Here is a 17,547-nt window from a genome sequence, read left to right as displayed (position 1 = left end):
TACCGGCGCGACACTTGGGGGAGATGTCGCCCGACAGTTCAAGTATTGATCAGTCTGGCGTTCAGTCCAGTTGGCCGGTCGGGGTTTTTAAACAAATTTGGAATACGTTCGCTTCGGTTATGTTCTCATTCCCCCCGAAACGTTCGTGAAATGAACAAGAAACACAGATATGGTCGGATGATCCGTGCATTTTTGCGCAAGTTAGGCATAATACGCGGCTTCGAATTTTGACCCCTACAGACCTTTTCTTATGCACAAAGAACCTCGTAAGGTCCGTGAGTTTCGTCGCCGCGAGCAAGAAATTCTCGATACCGCGCTCAAGCTGTTCCTCGAACAAGGTGAAGACAGTGTCACCGTCGAGATGATTGCTGATGCCGTGGGTATCGGCAAAGGCACGATCTACAAGCACTTCAAGTCCAAGGCGGAAATCTATCTGCGCCTGATGCTCGATTACGAGCGCGACTTGAACGAGCTGTTGCATTCGGCCGATGTCGACAAGGACAAGGAAGCCCTGTCCCGTGCCTACTTTGAATTCCGCATGCGCGACCCGCAGCGCTATCGCCTGTTCGATCGCCTGGAAGAGAAGGTGGTCAAGGGCAATCAGGTCCCGGAGATGGTCGAGGAGCTGCACAAGATCCGTGCCTCGAACTTCGAACGTCTGACCCTGCTCATCAAGGGCCGCATCAGCGAAGGCAAGCTCGAAGACGTGCCGCCGTACTTCCATTACTGCGCATCCTGGGCGCTGGTGCACGGCGCTGTGGCGCTGTATCACTCGCCGTTCTGGAGCAACGTGCTGGAAGATCAGGAAGGTTTCTTCCAGTTCCTGATGGACATCGGCGTGCGCATGGGCAACAAGCGCAAGCGCGACCCTGAAACGCCAAGCAGCTGAATCATTCAGTCGCCTTATGCGCCGTGTTTTTCGCTACATGGCGCAGTACCGCAGGAATATACTCAGGCATAGGGCTTGCTAAAACTTGAATTGTGAGTCAAGTTTTAGTCGCTCGATTTTCCATCGCCGGAGTGCTTCATGATCGTTGACCGTCAAGGCAGGCGTTTTCGCAATTTGCGGATCAGTCTGACCTCCGCCTGCAATTACGCCTGTACCTACTGCGTGCCCAACGGCAAGCGGCTGGTGGCTGCGCAGGATGAACTGTCGGCCGAGGCCATGGCACGCGGCGTTGCCTATCTGATCGAAGCCGCCGGCATCGAGCGCCTGCGCATCACTGGCGGCGAGCCGCTGGTCAGTCCCAAGCTCGAATCCTTCATGAGCGCCGTCGGCAAGATGGGCCTGGAAGACATCAGTCTGACCACCAACGGCCAGCTCCTGGCGAAAAAACTCCCGCTGCTGGTCGATGCCGGCCTGCGACGGATCAACGTTTCCCTCGATACCCTGGACGCCGGCGCGTTCCGAAGCATTGCCCGTGGCGGCGATCTGGCCACCGTGCTCGACGGCATGGATCAGGCTGCAGCGGCGGGAATGAAGATCAAGGTCAACATGGTGCCGTTGCGCGGGCAGAACCTCGACCAGGTGATGCCGCTGCTCGATTACTGCCTTGAGCGCGGCTTTGAACTGCGCTTCATCGAGCTGATGCGCATGGGCCACCTGGCCACCGATTCCAATGCCTTCCTGCAACAGTTCGTCAGCCTGCAACAGTTGCTGAGCCTGATCGGCGAACATTACGAGTACGCGCAAACCGACGCGCCGGTGGACGCCACCGCTGTTCGCTATGCAATTCCCGGTCTCGGCAACTTTGGTGTGATCGCCAACGAAAGCGTACCGTTCTGCCGAACCTGCTCGCGACTGCGCTTGTCATCCACCGGATGGCTGCATGGTTGCCTGTCATCGAGCAACCGTCACTACGTCGGTGACCTGCTCGACAAGCCGCGCCACGAGGCGCTGCCAGCGTTGCAACGATTGCTGGTCAAAGCCTTGGGCGACAAGCAGGAAGTCGCGTTCTCCGGCGGCGCCACCGTCATGAAGATCATTGGCGGCTAAATCTCTCGCCACCAAAAATCTATTTCAAACCGGATACCTGCACATTTCCAAGGACTGGCGCAAAAGCTGCATCCTACGGCCATTCGCCGGTTTTCCGTCACCGGCTTCTGGAGGATTAGGATGCGTAGCCTGGTTTTGCTGCTGGCCGTTTTGGCGCTGGGCGGCTGTATGACTGTCAGTGACATGGCCGAAGGGACTCGCTACCAGATGAGCGACGCAGGTCTGCTGGATCACAGCGACAGCCGCCGCGTAAACAATTTCCGCATTCAGCCGGATTCGTTCATCTACATCGCGCAGGGTTCGTTCGCGCCGCCGGGTGGTTCTTACCCGCGTCCCAACGTAGTCGCTGAAGAGGCCTTCAAAGGCTTCGTCGAATACTTCCCGATGGTCCGCCGCGCCCGTGCGCCGGAAGGCCTCGACCAGGCGATGGGCGAGGCCCGTGATGCCGGTGCTCACTACCTGCTGTACACCCGTTTCGCCAAGGCTGACGACCGCATCGGCAACTCCGATGAATGGCTGGATCAGGAAGCCGTGGATCGCCTCGGTATCGACGGCGGCGTGATTCAGATCATGTTGATCGAGACCAGCACCCAGTATTTGATTGATACTGCACGGATCAAGAGTCGTGGCGGTTTACTGACGTTCCACGACAACAAGCCCGAAGACCTGATCGGCCCACCGCTGGCGCAATACGCGCGCAGCTTGCTGGGCGTCGGGGACCAGTAATTCAAGGAGTACGCCATGAGTGGCCCGCAAAAAGCCAATGACCTGCTGGGGCAAATCCCCAAAACCAAAGGCTTGCCGCCGGTGCACTTGTGGAACCCGGATTTCTGCGGCGACATCGACATGCGCATCGCCCGTGATGGCACCTGGTATTACCTGGGTACGCCGATCGGGCGCAAGCCGATGGTCAAGTTGTTCTCCACGATCATCCGCCGCGATGGTGATGACTATTTCCTGATTACTCCGGTCGAGAAAGTCGGGATCAAGGTCGATGACGCGCCATTCGTGGCGATTGCCGTCGAGGTGGAAGGCGAGGGTGAGGCGCAACTGCTGCGCTTTACCACTAACGTCGATGAAACCACCGAGGCCGGCCCGGAGCATCCGATCCGGGTCGAGATCGATCCGACGACGCAAGAACCTGCGCCCTACGTGCATGTACGCACCAATCTCGAAGCGCTGATCCACCGCAACGTGTTCTACCAATTGGTGGAGCTGGCTGTCAGCCGTGAAATCGATGGCCAGCGCTGGCTCGGCGTCTGGAGTGGCGGCGAGTTCTTCCGCATCGGCCTCGAACCCTAAGAAACCGCAGTCTGTGAAAGCAGGCTGCGGTTTTTTGTCGTTGACTCTCAATCGTATGATGATTAGCTTGGGCAACCACAGCGAACGGCTTCGGGGTATCCATGTCGAGCAGTTTTCACGCATCAACGGTTGACTGGCTGGGCGCCTGGATTGCCGCCGGCCAGGTAAAACCGGGGCAGGCGATCAAAGTCGAGGCCGATCTGGGCGAACAGCTCGGTGTCAGCCGCACCGTGATCCGCGAAGCGATCAAGACCCTCGTCGCCAAAGGCATGCTCGAAGTCGGGCCCAAAGTCGGCACGCGGGTCTTGCCGATCAAGCGCTGGAACCTGTTCGACCCGCAAGTCGTGGGTTGGCTGTCGCGCAGCGGCCTGCCGGAAAACTTCGTCGATGACCTGCTCGACCTGCGCCGCACCATCGAACCGATGGCGGTGCGCTGGGCCTGCGAGCGGGCGACCGTCGAACAGGTGCAAGCCGTGCAGCAGGCCTACAACGCCCTGGAGAAGGCGGTGGACAGCGGGATCGATTACAACCGTGCCGACCAGTTCTTCCACGAGTGCATTCTGGCCGCCAGCCACAATCAATTCATCGAGCAAATGGTGCCGGCCCTCGGCGCGCTGCTCGCGGTGTCCTTCGAAGTGTCCGCGGCCGACCCCGACGAATTGCGCCGCACCTTGCCCATCCACAAAGACATGGCCGACGCCATCGCCGCCCGGGATGCCGCGCGCGGGGTGTGGGCCTGCATGACCCTGATCGACAATGCCGACCTGGCCATCAAGCGGTTCTACCCGCAGGTGATGGCCGACAAAAAAGCCAGCTGACAAAAACAACAAGACAGGAGGTTGCATGACGTGGACTGCGGTGACAGAGCATCGGGCGCAACTGGGCGAAGGCCCGTTCTGGGACGCACCGACCCAGGCGCTGTACTGGGTCGACATCGCCGGCAAGCAGGCGCTGCGCCTGATCGGGCAGAACGTGCAGATCTGGCAGATGCCGGAACACGTCTCGGCGTTCATCCCCTGCGCCAGCGGCGACGCGCTGGTGACCCTGAGCAGCGGCGTCTACCGAATCGACCTGGATTCCCCCGGACTTGAGCCGCGGCTGACGCTGTTCTGCGTCGCCGACCCGCAACCGGGTAACCGCGCCAACGAAGCGCGTTGCGATGGCCAGGGCCGCTTGTGGCTCGGCACCATGCAAAACAACATCGGCGAGCAGGGCGAAGATCTGCCGATCACCCGTCGTTCCGGTGGGTTGTTCCGGATTGATCCGGATAAACGAGTCACGCCATTGCTGCGTGGCCTGGGGATTCCCAACACGCTGCTCTGGAGTGACGACGGCACCACGCTGTTGTTCGGCGATAGCCTCGACAGCACCTTGTATCGCTATTTCATCCACACCGACGGCAACCTCGACACGGCCCGGTCTTGGTACAGCGCCGATCAGAACGGTGGCCCGGACGGTTCGGCGATGGACGCCGAAGGCTATATCTGGAACGCCCGCTGGGACGGCAGCTGCCTGCTGCGCCTGACACCGGATGGCCAGATCGACCGCAAGATCGACCTGCCGATCAGCCGCCCGACCAGTTGCGTATTCGGGGGCGCCGATCTGAAAACCCTGTACATCACCAGCGCCAAAAGTCTGCTGAACCACCCGCTGGATGGCGCCGTGCTGTCGCTACGAGTGGACGTCGCAGGAAAGCTCTGTACGCGATTCGCCAGTTAAATCCCAAAATATGGGATGCAAAATTATATATTGAGATTATTTGGCGGTCGGGTTTATAGTCGGCTCCAGCAGTAACACGCACTCACACTTAAAAAGAACAAAACAGGTGAAGTGATGCAGCGAATCTCTATCGCACTCCCCAGCGGAGTCAGCGTCCCGCAACGGCCCGATGCCGTCAGCGGCGCTCGCCTGTTGCGTTCCAGAAGCCTTCCAGACCGGACATCGTCAGATGCCCGGTTTTTTTATGCTTTCGAACAGGAGTCCTGATTCATGGCTGAACCCCTTTCCTTGCCGCCAGTGCCCGAGCCACCCAAAGGCGAGCGTCTGAAAAACAAGGTTGTGTTGCTGACCGGCGCCGCTCAAGGCATCGGCGAAGCCATCGTCGCGACCTTCGCCTCCCAGCAGGCAAAGCTGGTGATCAGCGATATCCAGGCTGAAAAGGTCGAGAAGGTCGCTGCGCACTGGCGCGAGCAGGGCGCCGATGTGCAAGCGATCAAGGCCGACGTCTCGCGTCAGCAGGATCTGCACGCCATGGCCAAACTGGCCATCGAGCTGCACGGTCGTATCGACGTGCTGGTCAATTGCGCCGGCGTCAACGTGTTCCGCGATCCGCTGGAAATGACCGAAGAAGACTGGCGCCGCTGCTTTGCCATCGACCTCGACGGCGCCTGGTATGGCTGCAAGGCCGTGTTGCCGCAGATGATCGAGCAAGGCATCGGCAGCATTATCAACATTGCCTCGACCCATTCCACGAACATCATTCCCGGCTGCTTCCCGTACCCGGTGGCCAAACATGGCCTGCTCGGGCTGACCCGCGCGCTGGGCATCGAGTACGCGCCGAAGGGTATTCGCGTCAACGCCATCGCCCCGGGCTACATCGAAACCCAGCTCAACGTCGATTACTGGAACGGCTTCGCCGACCCGCACGCTGAACGCCAGCGCGCCTTTGACCTGCATCCGCCCAAACGCATCGGCCAACCGATCGAAGTGGCGATGACGGCCGTGTTCCTGGCCAGCGACGAAGCGCCGTTCATCAACGCCTCGTGCATCACCATCGATGGTGGTCGCTCGGTGATGTACCACGACTGAAGAACCGGATTCCAGGTGGCAAGGTCCGCCTGAAATCCAATCATCATACGATATGACTATTGTCCTGATGATTGACAGAAACATGCTTCGACCGCTTCAACGCTTTTCAAATAACGCTCAAGAAAAATAACAAGGAGTCTGCTTATGAAACGTCGTTTCGGGATTCGTACCCTGTGCAGTGCCGCGCTGGCGGCCACTGCGTTCAGCCTGAGCGGTTCGCTGCTGGCCGCCGATCCGGTGAAGATCGGTTTTCTGGTCAAGCAGGCCGAAGAGCCGTGGTTCCAGACTGAATGGGCCTTCGCAGAAAAAGCGGCCAAGGACAAAGGCTTCGAGCTGATCAAGATCGCCGTGCCGGACGGCGAGAAAACCCTCTCGGCCATCGACAGCCTCGCGGCCAACGGTGCCAAGGGCTTTGTGATCTGCCCGCCGGACGTATCCCTCGGCCCTGCGATCATGGCCAAGGCCAAACTCAATGACCTGAAAGTGATTGCCGTGGACGACCGTTTCGTCGACGCCAACGGCAAGTTCATGGAAGAGGTGCCGTACCTCGGCATGGCCGCGTTCGAAGTCGGCCAGAAGCAGGGCGCCGCCATGGCCGCCGAAGCGAAAAAGCGTAACTGGGACTGGAAAGACACCTACGCCGTTGTGAACACCTACAACGAACTCGACACCGGCAAGAAGCGCACCGACGGCTCGATGAAAGCGCTTGAAGATGCCGGCCTGCCGAAAGCTCACATCCTGACCGCCGCCCTGAAAACCCTCGACGTACCGGGCAGCATGGACGCCACCAACTCGGCGCTGGTCAAGCTGCCGGGCGCGGCGAAGAACCTGATCATCGGCGGCATGAACGACAACACCGTGCTCGGCGGCGTGCGCGCCACCGAAGCCGCCGGGTTTGCCGCCGCCAACGTGATCGGCATCGGCATCAACGGCACCGACGCGATCGGCGAGCTGAAAAAGCCCAACAGCGGCTTCTACGGTTCGATGCTGCCGAGCCCGCACATCGAGGGCTACAACACCGCCAGCATGATGTACGAGTGGGTCACCACCGGCAAAGAACCGCCGAAGTACACCGCGATGGACGACGTCACCCTGATCACCCGCGAGAACTTCAAGCAAGAGCTGGAAAAGATCGGCCTGTGGAACTGACGGCAGCGGCGGCCCGGGCAACCGGGCTGTCATCGGTGTGAAGAGGTGGCTTAAATGCACGCGCAAGTACAAACACAACAACACAGTGCCGGCAGTCTGCGCTTCAACGGGATCGGCAAGACCTTCCCCGGGGTGAAGGCGCTGGACGGCATCAGCTTCGTCGCCCATCCCGGGCAGGTGCACGCCTTGATGGGCGAGAACGGCGCCGGCAAATCGACGCTGCTGAAAATCCTCGGTGGCGCCTACATTCCCAGCAGCGGCCAGCTGCAGATCGGCGAACGGACGATGGCCTTCAAGTCCACCGCCGACAGCATCGGCAGCGGCGTGGCTGTGATTCACCAGGAGCTGCATCTGGTGCCGGAAATGACCGTGGCCGAGAACCTGTTCCTCGGCCACCTGCCGGCCAGTTTCGGTCTGATCAATCGCGGTGCGCTGCGTCAACAAGCCTTGGCTTGTCTCAAAGGTCTGGCCGATGAAATCGATCCGCAGACCAAGGTCGGGCGCCTGTCCCTCGGCCAGCGGCAACTGGTGGAAATCGCCAAGGCGTTGTCCCGTGGCGCCCATGTGATTGCCTTCGACGAACCGACCAGCAGCCTCTCGGCACGGGAAATCGACCGGTTGATGGCGATCATCGGCCGGCTGCGCGACGAGGGCAAAGTGGTGCTCTACGTCTCCCATCGCATGGAAGAAGTGTTCCGCATCTGCGACGCGGTGACGGTGTTCAAGGACGGTCGCTACGTGCGCACTTTCGACGACATGACCCAGTTGACCCACGATCAACTGGTGACTTGCATGGTCGGGCGCGACATTCAGGACATCTACGATTATCGCGGTCGCCCGCGCGGTGCGGTGGCGCTGAGAGTCGACGGATTGCTCGGCCCGGGCCTGCGCGAGCCAATCAGTTTCGATGCGCACAAAGGCGAAATCCTTGGCCTGTTCGGACTGGTCGGGGCAGGGCGCACCGAGCTGTTCCGGTTGCTCAGCGGCCTGGAACGCAACACCGCCGGGCGCCTGGAATTGCGCGGCCATGAACTGAAGCTGCGTTCGCCCCGCGATGCGATTGCCGCCGGGATTCTGCTGTGCCCGGAGGACCGCAAGAAGGAAGGCATCATCCCGCTCGCCAGCGTCGCCGAGAACATTAACATCAGTGCGCGCGGCGCGAACTCAGGGCTCGGTTGCCTGCTGCGCGGGATCTGGGAAAAGGGCAACGCCGACAAACAGATCAAGGCCCTGAAAGTGAAAACGCCCCACGCCGGGCAACAGATCAAGTTCCTCTCCGGCGGCAACCAGCAGAAGGCGATTCTCGGCCGCTGGCTGTCGATGCCGATGAAAGTCCTGCTGCTCGACGAGCCGACCCGGGGCATCGACATCGGCGCCAAGGCCGAGATCTACCAGATCATCCATAACCTGGCCGCCGACGGCATTTCGGTGATCGTGGTGTCCAGTGATCTGATGGAAGTGATGGGTATTTCCGACCGCATTCTGGTGCTGTGCGAGGGCGCCCTGCGTGGCGAAGTCAGCCGCGACCAGGCCAACGAATCCAACTTGCTGCAACTGGCTTTGCCGCGCCACCGCGCTGACGGCGTGGCGAACTGAGAGGTGACTATGATGACAACCCAAAACGAAACCCTGCCGACCGCGCGCAAACCGCTGGATATGCGGCGCTTCCTCGATGACTGGGTAATGTTGCTGGCGGCGGTCGGGATCTTCCTCGCCTGCACCTTGCTGATCGACAACTTCCTCTCGCCGCTGAACATGCGTGGCCTGGGCCTGGCGATTTCCACCACCGGTATCGCCGCGTGCACCATGTTGTATTGCCTGGCGTCGGGGCATTTCGATTTGTCGGTGGGTTCGGTGATTGCCTGCGCCGGGGTGGTTGCGGCGGTGGTGATGCGCGATACCAACAGCGTGTTTCTCGGCGTCAGCGCCGCGCTGGTGATGGGGCTGATCGTCGGTTTGATCAACGGCATCGTGATCGCCAAGTTGCGGGTCAACGCGTTGATCACGACGCTGGCGACCATGCAGATCGTCCGTGGCCTGGCCTACATTTTTGCCAACGGCAAAGCGGTGGGCGTATCGCAGGAGTCGTTCTTCGTGTTTGGCAACGGCCAGTTGTTTGGTGTGCCGGTGCCGATCCTGATCACTATCGTCTGCTTCCTGTTCTTCGGCTGGTTGCTGAATTACACGACCTATGGGCGCAACACCATGGCCATCGGGGGCAACCAGGAAGCGGCGTTGCTGGCAGGCGTGAATGTTGATCGCACGAAGATCATCATCTTCGCGGTGCATGGGGTGATTGGTGCGCTGGCGGGGGTGATTCTGGCTTCGCGGATGACTTCGGGTCAGCCGATGATCGGGCAGGGGTTTGAGCTGACGGTTATTTCGGCTTGCGTGCTGGGCGGGGTGTCGCTGAGTGGCGGGATCGGGATGATCCGGCATGTGATTGCCGGGGTCTTGATTCTGGCGATTATCGAGAATGCGATGAACCTGAAGAATATCGACACGTTTTATCAGTATGTGATTCGGGGTTCGATTCTGCTGTTGGCTGTGGTTATCGATCGTCTCAAGCAACGCTAAGATCAAGAGCTCCCTCATCGGAACGCCGCCCGCCCAGCCCTCTCCCGGAGGGAGAGGGAGCTGACCGAGGTGTCTTGCGCTGTACATCGACCTGAAACATCCGGTCGATTATGGATTCGGCAAAGCCTTTTCAGGTCGACGTACCTCCCGAATATCCCCCATTCAGTTCCCTCTCCCTCCGGGAGAGGGCTAGGGTGAGGGAAAGCTTTTGATCTCCCGCCTTCCGTCACCCCACCCAAAATTTCCCTTGCCCACCCAACCCCGTTTCAGTTATCACTTTGTACATGATTAGACAGGTACGATTTGACAAGAAACAACGGGTGGTCGACGAGCTCGTCCGGCGCATCGAAAGCGGCCTCATGGAGGACGGCTTTCTGTTGCCCGGCGAGCATCAGTTGGCTCAGGAATTCAACGTCAGCCGTGGCACGTTGCGCGAAGCGCTGGCCGAACTGAAGCGGCGCAATTACATCGCCACGCAAAGCGGGGTCGGCTCCATCGTCACGTTTGACGGTGTGGTGCTCGATCAGCGCAGCGGCTGGGCTCAGGCTCTGGCCGACAGCGGGGCGTTCATCAACACCGAAGTGCTGCGCCTGGAAGCCGTGACCCGGCCCGATCTGCTGCCGCGCTTCGGCACCGACCAATTCATCACTCTCGATCGTCGTCGCCGTTCCAACGATGGCACGCTGGTGTCGCTCGAACGCTCATTGATGCCCGCCACCGGAGGCCTGGAAAGCCTGCCGCGTGTCGGCCTGATCGACAATTCGCTGACCGTCACCCTGGCGGCCTACGGCTACATCGGCGAGCGCGGCGATCAGTGGATCGGCGCCGAACCGCTCAACGCTGTCGATGCTGAGCTGCTCGGCCGTCCTGAAGGCACGGTGTTCCTCAAGGCACTGCGCACCACCTACGACCGGCAGAACCGCTTCATGGAACTGGTCGAAAGCCTGCTTGATCCGGTGCATTTCCGTCTGCACCTGCAATTTGGAGAATCGAAATGACCGCCCTCGACCGTGCCCTGGGCGCGTTTTATGGCCTGGCCCTCGGCGATGCGCTGGGCATGCCGACGCAATCCCTGAACCGCGAAACGATCAGGCAGCGCTTCGGCCAGATCACCGACCTGCAAGACGCCGGCCCCTTGCAACCGATTGCCGCGAACATGCCCAAAGGCTCGATCACCGATGACACCGAACAGGCGATTCTGGTGGGCGAGTTGCTGGTCGAAGGCAAGGGCCGGATCGAGCCGGCGGTACTCGCGCAACGGCTGATCGAATGGGAAGCCGAGATGCAGGCCAAGGGCTCGCAGGACTTGCTCGGCCCGTCGACCAAACGTGCAATCGAAATGATCCTCGCCGGCCATTCGCCTGAAGAGGCCGGGCGCTACGGCACCACCAACGGCGCGGCGATGCGCATCACCCCGGTGGGGATCGCCGCCGATGTCGCCGACTCCGAGCGTTTTATCGCGGCGGTGGTGCAGGCGTGTCAGGTCACTCACAACACCACGCTGGGGATTTCCAGCGCGGCAGCGGTGGCGGCGGTGGTCTCGGCCGGCATCAACGGTCTGGATCTGGGCGAGGCGCTGAACCTCGGCCAGCAGATTGCCCAGCAAGCGGAAGCGCATGGGCACTGGGTGGCCGGTGGGCGCATCGCGTCGCGGATCAGTTGGGCGCGCAGCATCAGCGTTGAAAGCGACCCGGTGCTGCTCGCGGATCTGCTGTACGACGTGATCGGTACATCGGTGGCCTCGCAGGAATCGGTGGTGGTGTCGTTCGCCCTCGCGCAGCAAGTCGCGGTCGGTGAAATGACGCCGTTCGACGCGCTGTGCATGGCCGCCAGCCTGGGTGGCGACACCGATACCATCGCCGCGATTCTCGGCGCCATGCTCGGGGCCTGCCTGGGTCTTCAGAGCTGGCCGGCGGCGATGATTGAAATCGTCAAAACCGTCAATGATCTGGAGCTGGAACCGTTGGTGAAAGGACTCCTCGCGCTGCGCTGAAACGCCGCCCGCCACACGTCAACCATCTGTCTTGCCGACAACCACAACAATGGCAACAGGAGCATCTCTCATGAGTTCATCGAACGCCGGGCAAAGCGCCGGGCAACTGGAAACCCGTGGCATCGAGCCGGTGCCGGAAGGCGAGTGCAACGGTCATCCGCTGCAACTGTTCTGGGTCTGGTTTGCGGCCAACATTTCCATCCTCGGCCTGCCGCTGGGCGCCACGCTGGTTGCGTTTCGCGGCCTGGCGATCTGGCAGGCGATCATCGTTGCGATTCTCGGCGCTGCCGGTTCGTTCGCGGTGGTGGGGATCATCTCGATTGCCGGCCGTCGCGGTCGTGCGCCGAGCCTGACCCTGTCCCGGGCGATCTTCGGTGTGCGCGGCAATATCGGCCCGACGCTGGTGTCGCTGATGTCGCGCCTGGGCTGGGAAACCGTCAACACCACTACCGCTGCGTTCGTGCTGTTGTCGTTGTGCTCGATCCTGTTCGGCTCGCCGGTAGAAGCCAAAAGCGCGCCGGTGTTGACCCTGGTCTTCATCGCGATTTTCGTGTTGCTGACCTTGTCGGTGTCCGGACTCGGCCACGCCACGTTGCTGGTGATCCAGAAGTGGGCGACCTACGTGTTCGGCGCGCTGAACATTCTGGTCGGCGGCTTCCTCTGCGCGACCATCGACTGGAGCGCGGTGTTCAACGCCACGCCAGCACCGATGAGCGCGATGATCATCGGTATCGGCACCATGGCGGCCGGCACCGGGATCGGCTGGGCCAACGCCGGTGCCGACATGTCGCGCTATCAGCATCGCAGCGTCAAAGCCGTGCGACTGGTGGCTTCGGCGGCGTTCGGTGCGGGGATTCCGCTGGTGTTGCTGATCACCCTCGGTGGCCTGCTGTCGGTGGGCAACAACGATCTGGCATCGGCGACCGACCCGATCGTGGCGATCCGCGACATGCTGCCGACCTGGATGGCCGTGCCGTACCTGATCACCGCATTCGGTGGCTTGCTGTTATCGAACAACCTCTCGGTGTACTCCGCCGGTCTGACCACGCTGACCCTCGGCCTGAAGGTCAAACGCGTTTACGCGGTGGTGGTCGATATCGTCGCGATCTTCGCCGGTTCTATCTACTTCATGCTGATCGCCGACAGTTTCTACGGCCCGTTCATTACCTTTATTTCCCTGCTGGCGGTGCCGATCACCGCGTGGGTCGGGATCTTCGTGGTCGACCTGATTCACCGTCACTACTACAGCCCGAAAGACCTGCTCGACGTCAGCCCGAGCAGCGCCTACTGGTACAGCGGCGGCATCGAGTGGCGCGCATTCGGTGCGTGGGCGATTGCCATCGTGCTGGGCTTCAGTTTCACCACCATCGGTACGACCGCCGAGAATGTCTGGTTCAAGGGCTTCCTGTCCGACTCATGGCTGGGCCACAACGGCCTCGGCTGGATCGTGACGTTTGTGGTCGCCGGTGGCCTGTACTTCGTACTCGGCGGGGCGAAAGACCGCCGCGCCGCGCAAGTCGAGAATGCTCATGCCTAAGATGTTGCACACCGGCCAGGTCATCATCGACCTGGTCATGGCCGTGGAGGCGCTGCCGCAAATCGGCGGCGACGTGCTGGCGCAGTCCGCCAGTTTCGAAGCCGGCGGCGGCTTCAATGTGATGGCCGCCGCTGCGCGCAACGGCTTGCCGGTGGTCTATCTCGGTCGCCACGGCAATGGTCGTTTCGGTGATCTGGCGCGGCAGGCGATGCACGCCGAAGGTATCCGCGTCGGCATCGAGCAGCCTGCAGAGCGCGACACCGGCATCTGCGTGGCGCTGACCGATGCGTCGGCCGAGCGCAGTTTCATTTCCTACATCGGCGCCGAAGGTGAAGTGACGGCGGCGGAGCTGAACAGCGTTGCAGCCGAGGCGGGCGACTATGTCTACGTCAGCGGCTACAGCCTTCTGCACAGCGGCAAGGCCCAGGCGTTGCTGGACTGGACGCTGGCGTTGCCGAAGACGATCAACGTGGTGTTCGATCCGGGCCCGCTGGTGGAATCGCCGGACTCACCGATGATGCAGGCGTTGCTGCCGCGCATCGATGTGTGGACCAGCAACAGTGTCGAAGCCTTGCGTTTCACTGGCGCGACGGACATCGAAACCGCGCTGGACCGGTTGGCCGTGCACCTGCCGCAGGGTGTGCTGATGGTGGTGCGCGACGGGCCGCAGGGTTGCTGGATTCATCAGCACGGCGAACGCCGGCATGTGCCGGGTTTCAAGGTGCAGGCGGTGGACAGTAACGGCGCGGGCGATGCCCATGCCGGCGTGTTCGTTGCCGGCCTGGCGCAAGGGCTGGCGGCTGATGAAGCCGCGAGGCGCGCCAATGCTGCAGCGGCGTTGGCCGTGACCCGTTGGGGGCCGGCGACTGCACCGGGCACAGCCGAAGTCGATGCGCTGATCCGCGAATCTTCCGCCTACTGACCGGCACCTTCTGAACCCGAACCACCGGTAGTGGTTTTCGAGCCCATACCGGAGCCGGAATTGTCCGGCGGAACGGGATTGCCCTGAGTGCCGCCCTGACGTCCCGGATCATTGCCCTGGGTGCGTGGGTCGGTGCCGGTGGCGGGCGGCAGGGCGTTCTCGACGCCCGAGCCATCGGTGTTCATGCCGGGCGCACTCTGGATGGCCGGGGCCTTCGGGCGTTCGACCGGATCGGTGGGGCCGGTGCCCGTGGCGGTCGCGGCGAATGCCACGGGGCAGAGCAGCGTGGCAAACACGAAAGCAGTCAACCTTGACGAGATCATGGTGTGTCTCCAGTGATTGGAATCCTTACCTGATCTTGGTCTGTCCTCGCGTGGCATAGGTGCCGATTGAATGACGAACGGTTCAGTTCGTCAGTGCGCTTTCTACTGACATTCGGCGCCAAAGCAAACGGCCGAGGGTGATCGACCAGTTCAACGCCGCCACCGCCAGAACGGTCAGCAACAGCGTCGCCATGCCGTGCTCGACAATGATTTTCCCGGCCAGCAGCGGGAAGCCGAATACACCGATGAAGTACGCCAGACTGAACAGCAGCAACGCCTGCGATGTCGTGCCGGCCGGCGCTTCGTTGGCCGCCAGTCCATTGATCACCGAGTAAGTGAGGCCGTAACCGACACCGAGCATCACCGCTGCCAGCAAGTAGCTGAAACCGCTTTGTACACCGAACGCGAACAGCACGATCGAGCCCAGCATCAACCCCGATAACAGACACGATGCCCGCAGCGGATCGCGCTTGACCACATAGCCTGCGATCAACATCCGGCTGCTGATCGCAGCGCTCATGAAGCCCAGAAAGAACAGCGAATAGTCCAGCGAACGGGCGGCGGCATAGCTGGTCTGGAAACTCGACAGCCCGCCGAATACGCAACCGCCGAGGCCGACCATGATGATCGGAAACACCGCGCGAGAGCCGAGCACCTGAGTAGTCGCCTGCCAAGAAATTCGTGCTACTGATGTTGCCTGCGTGCCTTTCAATCGGGCGCCGAGATGCCAAAACAGCAGCATGCCGATCAGGCTCGCCCCGGCTGCCAGATAGAACGCCGACGTCACCGGCAAGCCCAGCGCACTCGCCGCACGCCCGAGCAGCGGGCCGCTGCCGATCCCGGTCATCATGCTGCCGGACAGCAGCGCAAAGTATTTCGCCCGCTGCGCCGGGCTCACCAGACTGGCGACGATGATCGGCCCCAGTGTATAGAAAACGCCCCAGCCCAGCCCCAGCAGCAAACCGAAAAACAGCAGCCAATAACCGAAGCCTGGCGTCATCGCAAACCCCAGGCTCGCCGCCACCAGCAACAGCCCGAATAGCGCAATCGAACGCGCCGCGCCCAGCCAGTCGGACAAATGCCCTGACACCAGCACTGCAACGAATGTGCTGAGCATCGCTGCGCTGATCACGCTGCCGGCATCGTGCTCGTTGCCGCCGCGTGAACCGATCAGTAGCGAGAGCAAGAATGTCGCGCCGTAGGACAGCGACAACAGATAACTGGCGAGGCAGAACAGGCCGAACAGTTTGCCCGAGACCTGGGGTGTTGCTTGAGGCATGACGCGGTTCCTTGACCGGAAAAATTGAGCGTCATCTATCTAACACGTCAGGCCTGCGGCTTAGGTCTGAGCTTGGCGAACTCAGGATCGTGAATGACCGGAGTAACGCTTTCAGACGACGCCGATCTCTTCCTTGAACTGCTCCATGAAACCCTTCAGACGTTGATGACGAATCCGGGCCAGATGTTGACCGGCAGTAGTCTGGAAACCGTCGGCGAGGTGCAGCAGTTTGGTCTGGAAATGATCGAGGCAGAATCGCTTGTCGTCGTAGTCCCTTTCCCGGGCCTCGGGATCGTGCGGGTCGTACAGTGAGCTGCCCATGCGCCCGGCGATGTAGAAGGTGCGGGCGACACCAAGCATACCGAGGGAGTCGAGGCGGTCGGCGTCCTGCATCAGACGTGCTTCGAGGGTTAGCGGGGTGATGTTGGCGGAAAAGCTGTGGGCTTCGATGGCGTGGATCACTGCACTGATTTTTTCTTCGGGCCAGTTCAGGTTTGCCAGCACCGTTGATGCTTTTTCCGCCGCCAGGCGCGATGCCTGTGAACGCAGTGGCGAGTTCTTTTCCACGGACACACAATCGTGCAGCAGCACCGACGCGAGCAGCACCTCAAGGTCGCCACCTTCCTCGGCCTGCAAGGTGCGCGCGTTATGCCAGACCCGTTGCAGGTGCGACAGGTCATGAGCGCCGTCCTCCGACGGTTCCAGGGCGTGGGGCAGCAGTTCGGCGGCGAGTTCCGCGAGGGGCGAGAAAGCGAAGTTTTTCATGGGCGTCCTTTCGAGTGTTCGGCGGCGCTAGCCTAATCTGTGGATTGCCATGTGACGAGCGCCGCGCGCCGCCTTAGTATGGCGTTTTCCTTTTTCCGACAAGGCCCGTCCATGACGATCGAAATCCGCCCGGCGACCCCCAGCGATGCACCGCAAATCCTCGCGTTCATCACTGAACTTGCAGACTTCGAAAAGGCCCGTCACGAAGTCATCGCCAGCGTCGCCGACATCGAGCGCAGCCTGTTCAGCGAAGGCGCCACCGCCCACGGCCTGATCTGCCTGCGCGACGGTGTGCCGATCGGTTTCGCGGTGTTCTTCTTCAGCTATTCGACCTGGCTGGGCAGCAACTGCCTGTACCTCGAAGACCTCTACATCACCCCGGAACAACGGGGCGGCGGCGCCGGTAAAACGTTGCTGCGCCATCTCGCAAAAATCGCCTGCGCCAACGACTGCGGCCGCTTCGAATGGAGCGTGCTGGACTGGAACACTCCGGCCATCGAGTTCTACAAATCCCTCGGCGCCCAGCCACAGGAGGAGTGGGTGCGCTATCGCATGGATGGCAAGGTATTGCGCGAATTTGCCGAGGGCTGAGGGAGTGATGGCAATCCGATGCTGATTCGATTGTTATCACCGCTCTAGTCCGGCATTCTACGCGCCATTTTTGCGCGCTCACGGACGACACCTGCAATGCCTCTGGCACTCTTTCTCCACGCCTGTGGAGCCCTCGCTGCGTCAACGAGTGACCGGCGTTGAGCGGACTACGGGCGTCGATCCGCCTGTTCGGTCTGGTCAGAAACCTCGGTTCCTCCGATAACCCGCACCGCCCACCGGTGGACATTCTCTGCACCATCACCCCCTCGGTGGCAAAGCCATCCGTGCGTTTGTCTCGTGCCTCG

The 17,547-nt window shown here is 61.3% G+C and carries 18 protein-coding genes; 15 read left to right on the top strand and 3 right to left on the bottom strand.

Annotation, left to right across the window (positions count from 1 at the left end; all coding sequences use genetic code 11):
• Positions 1-250 precede the first annotated feature (250 nt).
• From AC1RR7_RS25960 to AC1RR7_RS25895, 14 genes are all read left to right on the top strand, one after another.
• Positions 251-889: a TetR/AcrR family transcriptional regulator gene (locus AC1RR7_RS25960; RefSeq protein WP_007950805.1), complete on the top strand. Its 639-nt coding sequence runs from the start codon at positions 251-253 to the stop codon at positions 887-889.
• A gap of 138 nt (positions 890-1,027) precedes the next feature.
• Positions 1,028-1,996 carry a GTP 3',8-cyclase MoaA gene (locus AC1RR7_RS25955; RefSeq protein ID WP_096820964.1) on the top strand — a complete coding sequence of 323 codons (969 nt, stop codon included), beginning with the start codon at positions 1,028-1,030 and terminating at the stop codon, positions 1,994-1,996.
• Positions 1,997-2,116: 120 nt separating this feature from the next.
• Entirely contained in the window at positions 2,117-2,722 is a 606-nt protein-coding gene (locus AC1RR7_RS25950; RefSeq protein ID WP_007950810.1) for a DUF4823 domain-containing protein, read from the top strand.
• A 15-nt stretch (positions 2,723-2,737) separates the two neighbouring features.
• Positions 2,738-3,298 carry a DUF1285 domain-containing protein gene (locus tag AC1RR7_RS25945; protein ID WP_096820965.1) on the top strand — a complete coding sequence of 187 codons (561 nt, stop codon included), beginning with the start codon at positions 2,738-2,740 and terminating at the stop codon, positions 3,296-3,298.
• A 101-nt stretch (positions 3,299-3,399) separates the two neighbouring features.
• Positions 3,400-4,116: a FadR/GntR family transcriptional regulator gene (locus tag AC1RR7_RS25940; protein WP_102622544.1), complete on the top strand. Its 717-nt coding sequence runs from the start codon at positions 3,400-3,402 to the stop codon at positions 4,114-4,116.
• 25 nt (positions 4,117-4,141) lie between these two features.
• Positions 4,142-5,017: an SMP-30/gluconolactonase/LRE family protein gene (locus AC1RR7_RS25935; protein ID WP_493158702.1), complete on the top strand. Its 876-nt coding sequence runs from the start codon at positions 4,142-4,144 to the stop codon at positions 5,015-5,017.
• A 270-nt stretch (positions 5,018-5,287) separates the two neighbouring features.
• Complete coding sequence (locus tag AC1RR7_RS25930; RefSeq protein WP_102622546.1) at positions 5,288-6,106, top strand: SDR family oxidoreductase; 819 nt, start codon at positions 5,288-5,290, stop codon at positions 6,104-6,106.
• A 144-nt stretch (positions 6,107-6,250) separates the two neighbouring features.
• Positions 6,251-7,255 carry a substrate-binding domain-containing protein gene (locus tag AC1RR7_RS25925; RefSeq protein ID WP_493158701.1) on the top strand — a complete coding sequence of 335 codons (1,005 nt, stop codon included), beginning with the start codon at positions 6,251-6,253 and terminating at the stop codon, positions 7,253-7,255.
• 54 nt (positions 7,256-7,309) lie between these two features.
• The gene (gene araG / locus AC1RR7_RS25920) at positions 7,310-8,851 is read left to right on the top strand and encodes an L-arabinose ABC transporter ATP-binding protein AraG (protein WP_493158700.1); all 1,542 of its coding nucleotides are present in this window, start codon (positions 7,310-7,312) and stop codon (positions 8,849-8,851) included.
• A gap of 12 nt (positions 8,852-8,863) precedes the next feature.
• Positions 8,864-9,832 (top strand): L-arabinose ABC transporter permease AraH, encoded by a 969-nt coding sequence (gene araH / locus AC1RR7_RS25915; protein WP_085697229.1) that lies wholly within the window; start codon positions 8,864-8,866, stop codon positions 9,830-9,832.
• Between the two features lie 284 nt (positions 9,833-10,116).
• Positions 10,117-10,830, top strand: a complete 714-nt coding sequence (locus tag AC1RR7_RS25910; RefSeq protein WP_096820971.1) for a GntR family transcriptional regulator — start codon at positions 10,117-10,119, stop codon at positions 10,828-10,830.
• On the top strand, positions 10,827-11,825 hold the full coding sequence (locus tag AC1RR7_RS25905; RefSeq protein WP_493073066.1) for an ADP-ribosylglycohydrolase family protein: 999 nt from the start codon (positions 10,827-10,829) through the stop codon (positions 11,823-11,825). The genes AC1RR7_RS25910 and AC1RR7_RS25905 overlap by 4 nt, the downstream gene beginning before the upstream one ends.
• A 70-nt stretch (positions 11,826-11,895) precedes the next feature.
• Entirely contained in the window at positions 11,896-13,362 is a 1,467-nt protein-coding gene (locus AC1RR7_RS25900) for a purine-cytosine permease family protein (protein ID WP_096820973.1), read from the top strand.
• Positions 13,355-14,284, top strand: a complete 930-nt coding sequence (locus tag AC1RR7_RS25895) for a PfkB family carbohydrate kinase (protein WP_493073068.1) — start codon at positions 13,355-13,357, stop codon at positions 14,282-14,284. The genes AC1RR7_RS25900 and AC1RR7_RS25895 overlap by 8 nt, the downstream gene beginning before the upstream one ends.
• Here AC1RR7_RS25895 and AC1RR7_RS25890 read toward each other — a convergent pair.
• The 3 genes from AC1RR7_RS25890 to AC1RR7_RS25880 all read right to left on the bottom strand — a co-directional run bounded on the left by AC1RR7_RS25890 (position 14,278) and on the right by AC1RR7_RS25880 (position 16,651).
• Positions 14,278-14,607, bottom strand: a complete 330-nt coding sequence (locus AC1RR7_RS25890) for a hypothetical protein (RefSeq protein ID WP_096820975.1) — start codon at positions 14,605-14,607, stop codon at positions 14,278-14,280. The two genes, AC1RR7_RS25895 and AC1RR7_RS25890, sit on opposite strands and share 7 nt — an antisense overlap.
• Positions 14,608-14,689: 82 nt before the next feature.
• On the bottom strand, positions 14,690-15,886 hold the full coding sequence (locus AC1RR7_RS25885; RefSeq protein WP_493158699.1) for an MFS transporter: 1,197 nt from the start codon (positions 15,884-15,886) through the stop codon (positions 14,690-14,692).
• Positions 15,887-15,997: 111 nt separating this feature from the next.
• Positions 15,998-16,651 carry an HD domain-containing protein gene (locus AC1RR7_RS25880; RefSeq protein WP_493158698.1) on the bottom strand — a complete coding sequence of 218 codons (654 nt, stop codon included), beginning with the start codon at positions 16,649-16,651 and terminating at the stop codon, positions 15,998-16,000.
• A gap of 111 nt (positions 16,652-16,762) precedes the next feature.
• On the opposite strand from AC1RR7_RS25880, the gene AC1RR7_RS25875 reads away from it, so the two are divergent.
• Positions 16,763-17,242, top strand: coding sequence for a GNAT family N-acetyltransferase (locus tag AC1RR7_RS25875; RefSeq protein WP_085607298.1), 480 nt, complete (start codon positions 16,763-16,765; stop codon positions 17,240-17,242).
• Positions 17,243-17,547 lie beyond the last annotated feature (305 nt).

The organism is Pseudomonas sp. GW821-FHT11G12 (genome assembly GCF_058808055.1).
The sequence above is the reverse complement of the archived record's forward strand: the minus strand, read 5'-3'. Positions and strand labels throughout refer to the sequence as shown.